Below are 4,842 nucleotides of genomic sequence, written 5' to 3'. Positions count from 1 at the left end.
ACCGATCAGGGCACGGTGTACGTGCGCGCCACGACGGGCACACCGTTCACGCTGCGCAGCGCGGGCCTGCCCGCGGGCGCTGCCATCACGGGGATCGCCGTTGATCCGCGCGATTCCGGGCACGCCTGGTGCACGGTCAGCGGCACGGGAACGCCCCACGTCTTCCGCACCACCGACGCGGGCGCCAGCTGGACCGACATCTCGAGCGGCCTGCCGGATCTCCCCGCCTACAGCATCGTGATCGACGACAAGAGCCGCATGCTCTACCTGGCGACCTTTCAGGGCGTGTTCGCGTCGACGAATGACGGCGCAAGCTGGACACGCTTCGGCGTGGGCCTGCCGAACGTGTTGTCGTTCGACCTCGTCCTCGACGAGGCCCGCGGCATTCTCGCGGTGGCCACCTACGGGCGTGGCGTGTGGGAGATCGCGGTGCGCCCGGGTGTGACGGTGACAGCCCCACCGCCAGGCGCCGCGCTCTTCTCTCAGAGTGCCCGGTGACTCAGTTCACCTTGCGGAACACCGGCTTGATGGGGCGCCCCTCGAGGTGCTTGTCGACGCCCTCGTCGAGCGCCTTGCGATAGACGGCGAGCGCCTCGGCGGCCGCCTCGAGCGTGGTGTTGAGCTCGGCGTCGCCGTGGGCCCGGGACAGGGCGATCCACGGCATGAGCACGCCGCGGCGGATCATCTCCTGGCTGAACAGCGTGCGCAGCGGCATCGAGACGGCGCCGTCGCGGTCGCGTGTCATGTAGAGCGGCGAGCAGGGGAAGCCCTCTGCCACGAAGCAGTCGCCCACGCCTGCGGCGCGGGCGGCCTCGTTGAGCCCGTCGATGAGACGACGTCCATAGCGCCACAGGTGATCGATGACATCGAGCTCGCGGTACTGCTTCACGGTTTCGATGAAGGCGGCCAGTCCGCACATCTCGGCCCCGTGGGTGGTTGACAGCAGGAAGACGCGCTCCTCGCCCTCACGGGTGATGCCGCCCAGTTCCATGATGTCGCGACGGCCCGCGATGGCGGCCACCGAGTAGCCGTTGGCCATGCCCTTGCCGAAGGTGCTCAGATCAGGGGTGATGCCGAAGTAGGTCTGGGCGCCCTGCAAGTGCCAGCGGAAGCCCGTGATCATCTCGTCGATGATGAGCACCGCCCCGTGCTTCGTGCACAGGTCGCGCACCCCTTGCAGGAAGCCGGGAACAGGCTCCACCGTGGTGGCGGGCTCCATGATCACGCAGGCGATCTCGTTCGGATGCGCCGTGAACAGGGCTTCGAGAGAGGCGAGATCGTTGTAGTGGAACTTCAGGCTCAGCGAGCGGTATGGATCGGGCACGCCCTTGTCCATGACCGTGGTGCCGATGAACCAGTCGTCGAACGAGAAGAAGGGCTGCTCGGCGCACATGGCGACGAACCAGCGGCCCGTGAAGGCCCGCGCCAGCTTCACGGCCGCGGTGGTGGCGTTCGACCCGTTCTTGGCGAACTTCACCATGTCGACGCTGGGAATGAGGTCGACCAGCAGCTCCGCCGCCTCGAGCTCGGTGAGCGAGGGCCGGGTGAGGTTGTTGCCCAGGCGCGCGCCCGCGAAGGCGGCCTGGTCGACCGCGTCGTTGGCGTACCCCAGGGTGACGGCGCGCAGCGCCATGCCGTAGTCGAGGAAGCGCCGGCCATCGCCGTCGTAGACGTAGGCCCCCGCACCTCGCGAGAGGATCTGCGGCGCGTTCAGCGGGTACTGGTCGTCGCCGCGGCTGTAGGTGTGAGCGCCCGCGGGAATCACCGCATGCAGCCGCTCGCTGAACGTGCGCGTGGCCGTGGGGTTGCTCATCGGGTTCACGCTCCCACCATGGCGCCCTGGACCTCGTCGCTCACCTTCTCCATGTGGTAGAGGAGGCTGAGCACGGCCTTGTCGTCTTGAATCGTGTTGGGCCACGGCGCGGTGCCGTCGACCGCCGCCAGGTAGGCGCGGATCTCGTCGATGTACATCTCTTCAGCGATGTTGCGGTTGTAGCCGGCCTGGGCGTGGGTCTCGCGCTGCCCGTACACGACCGAGCGCTTGTCATCGGCCTCGAAGAGCCAGATCTCGGGCTTGTCCCAGCGCCACTGCAGCTGGCCTCGCTCCATGTTCACGATGAGGTTGCGCATCGCGTAGCGCGCCACCACGTCGACCATGATGGTGCCGTACGAGGTGGGGCACTTGACCGCTGCCACGTAGGTGTCGTCGATGTCGGCGCCCACGTCCATGGTCTTGCCCCGCAGCCCGACGATGTCGGTGGGCAGCCCCACGAGATCGCGCAGCCAGGTGAGCTCGAAGGGAATGATCTCGCGACAGGCGCCCGTCTCCTTCTTCGAGACGTAGAAGTCGCGCACGTTCTCCCAGGGGTGCCAGTCGGGGAGGTACTGCCCGGAGTAGTGGGTGAAGCTGGTGACCCGACCGTAGCGGCCGCTCTGGATGATGCGCTTCATGTCCTTGACGGCGGGGTGGAAGCGCAGGGTGCAGCTGGGGGCGATGAGAACGCCACTCGCCTTGGCGGCGGCATCGATCTCGTCGAGCCCGTCGAGCTGCACCGAGGCCTCGACGAAGGCCGGTCGGCCCTTCTCGATGGCCAGCTTCATGTAGATGTGGTGGTAGTCCGGCGGGGTCGAGACCACCAGCGCCTTCACCTCCGGCCAGCGGATGGCCTCGAGGTTGTCGATGGCGGTGACGCCGTAGAGACGGGTCGCCTCCTCGCGACGATCGGCGCGCAGGTCGAACCCGGTGATCTCCTCGGGCCGCGCGCCCAGCGCCTGCAGGCAGCGGATGCGCCGCTTGCCCATCGAACCGAGACCGAAGACGATGTACTTCATGGTGTGGTGCTCTCCGTCTTGAATCTGACCGGTGCGGCCTTGGCGATGTTCGTCTCGTACCGCTCCTGAGCCGGTCGGGTGATGTCGTTGAACTCTGGGTGAACGTTGATGAGCAGGTGCATGAGGTCGCGCGAGGTGAACCGCGGGTTGGTCGGGTGCAGCGCGCCGAACACCTTCTCGAGGAAGGCGAGGTCTTCTTCGTAGTCGAGGGTCATGCGCACCTCGGGATGCCCGAAGAGCGGCTCGTCGGACTCGACGAAGCGTGTGTCGAAGTCGCCGCGGGTGAAGTAGCCGCCCCACACCTCGGTGTCTTCCTCGTTCTTGAGCTCCATGATGCGGGCCAGGGCCGCCTTCGTGAGCCCGCTCGACGCGGCGCCCAGGGGCAGCCCCCGCCACAGCACGGCGTCAGGGCGCTGATCGCGCAGCACGCGGGCGGTCTCGTCGATGATCTCGGGGAAGCAGAGGATGTCGTCGCCGTCGATGACGATGGCGGCGTCGAGACCGAAGTGGTCGAGGGCGTCGAGGTAGCGCTTCAGCTTGTCGGCGCGGCTGCCGCGGAACACGTCGATGTGCTTGCGCGCGGCGATGTCGCTGAACACCTCGTCGCGCGGGTCATCGCTGGTGGCGATGATGACGCGATCGACCGCGCCCGCCATCTTCACGCGATCGACCAGATGCTCGAACACGGTCTGGCCGGCGAGGGGCTTCAGTATCTTGCCCGGAAATCGCTCCGACTTGTTGCGCACCGAGATGAGGGCGCCGATCTTCACGTTGGGTACCGCCTTGTCCGACCTCGCGCCCACGCGAGGCCCGCTGTTGATGGAATCGCTTCAGGTCACCTGCTCGAACACCTTGACCGTGCGACGGTACTCGTCCCACTGGCCGATGTCGACGTAGTCGCTCTCGTTCACCGGATAGGTGATGGCCTTCTTGTTCTTGGCGATGATCTCGGAGATGAGCGAGGGCATGTCGCACGGCCCGTCGGGTATCAGCGAGAGGGCCTCGGTGTCGAGCACGTAGCAGCCGGTGTTGATGGTGAAGGTGCACTCCGGCTTCTCGACCAGTGAGGTGATCTCGCCGCCGTGGCCGTACGACAGCACGCCGTAGGGGATCTCGTAGTGCCGAAGGGCCGACATGATGGTGATGGAGGAGGCCTGCTGCTGATGCAGGCGCACGACCTCGGCGTAGTCGGCCTTCACCACGGTGTCGCAGTTCGACACGATGAACGGCCCTTCGAAGCACCCCTTCAGCAGGCGCAGGGCCCCTGCCGTGCCCAGGTACTCGCTCTCGCGGATGAACGTGATCTCATAGTCTCGGGGGAGGCACTTGAAGTAGGCCTCGATCATCTCGGCCTTGTAGTTCACCGTGACGTAGAACCGCTTCAGGCCGTGCTCGCGGAACTCGTCGATGATCACCTCGATGATGGGCTTGTCGCCCAGGGGGATCAGCGGCTTGGGGAAGACCTTGGTGAAGGGCTCGAGGCGCGTGCCCTTGCCGCCGGCCATGATCACCACCGGCAGATCGATGGTCTCCCAGCGGCGCTTCTGGGGCTTCGAGAACACCTGGTTCCAGGTGAGCAGCTCGACAACCTTGCGGTCTTCGTCGAGCACGGGGATCAGCCCGATCTTGCGCGCCAGCATGAGCTCCTGGGCGCGCTCGTAGCTTGCGTCTGGGCGCGTGAGAACGACGGGGTTCCGGTGATAGACGCCGTTGATGGAGTCGTCGAGGCTGCGGCCCTTGAGCAGGTGGCGGCGGATGTCGCCGTCGCTCAGGGTTCCCAGCAGACGATGGTCTCCGTCGACCACCACCAGGACCTTCTCCGAGGTCTTGTCGAGCTTCTTCAGGGCGTCCTTGACAGACTTGCCCTCGCGGATGACGATTGCCTTCATGTCGAATCGGGGCCCATACTTCCTCCCCTGCGGTCGACCTCCTCCTTTTGTCGCGCGGGTGACGTGGCGGCCTTCTCCGCCACGCGCCGGAGGACTCTGACGCGGGTTGAAGAAGTGGGCC

General features: G+C 66.4%; 5 protein-coding genes. 1 reads left to right on the top strand and 4 read right to left on the bottom strand.

The window, feature by feature from the left end; translation table 11 throughout:
* Window positions 1-498: hypothetical protein (locus EB084_19490; GenBank protein NDD30447.1), on the top strand; the 498-nt coding region annotated here is incomplete at its 5' end.
* Window position 499: 1 nt separating this feature from the next.
* Here EB084_19490 and EB084_19485 read toward each other — a convergent pair.
* From EB084_19485 to EB084_19470, 4 genes are read right to left on the bottom strand one after another with little or no spacing between them, the layout of a single operon-like run.
* On the bottom strand, window positions 500-1,813 hold the full coding sequence (locus EB084_19485) for a glutamate-1-semialdehyde 2,1-aminomutase (protein ID NDD30446.1): 1,314 nt from the start codon (window positions 1,811-1,813) through the stop codon (window positions 500-502).
* Between the two features lie 5 nt (window positions 1,814-1,818).
* Window positions 1,819-2,832, bottom strand: coding sequence for a gfo/Idh/MocA family oxidoreductase (locus EB084_19480; GenBank protein ID NDD30445.1), 1,014 nt, complete (start codon window positions 2,830-2,832; stop codon window positions 1,819-1,821).
* Complete coding sequence (locus tag EB084_19475; protein NDD30444.1) at window positions 2,829-3,653, bottom strand: hypothetical protein; 825 nt, start codon at window positions 3,651-3,653, stop codon at window positions 2,829-2,831. Before EB084_19475 ends, EB084_19480 begins: the two co-directional genes overlap by 4 nt.
* Before the next feature lie 9 nt (window positions 3,654-3,662).
* Window positions 3,663-4,721, bottom strand: coding sequence for a CBS domain-containing protein (locus tag EB084_19470; protein NDD30443.1), 1,059 nt, complete (start codon window positions 4,719-4,721; stop codon window positions 3,663-3,665).
* Between the last annotated feature and the right edge of the window lie 121 nt (window positions 4,722-4,842).

It is taken from the genome of Pseudomonadota bacterium (assembly GCA_010028905.1).
Classification (GTDB): domain Bacteria; phylum Vulcanimicrobiota; class Xenobia; order RGZZ01; family RGZZ01; genus RGZZ01.
The sequence above is the reverse complement of the archived record's forward strand: the minus strand, read 5'-3'. Positions and strand labels throughout refer to the sequence as shown.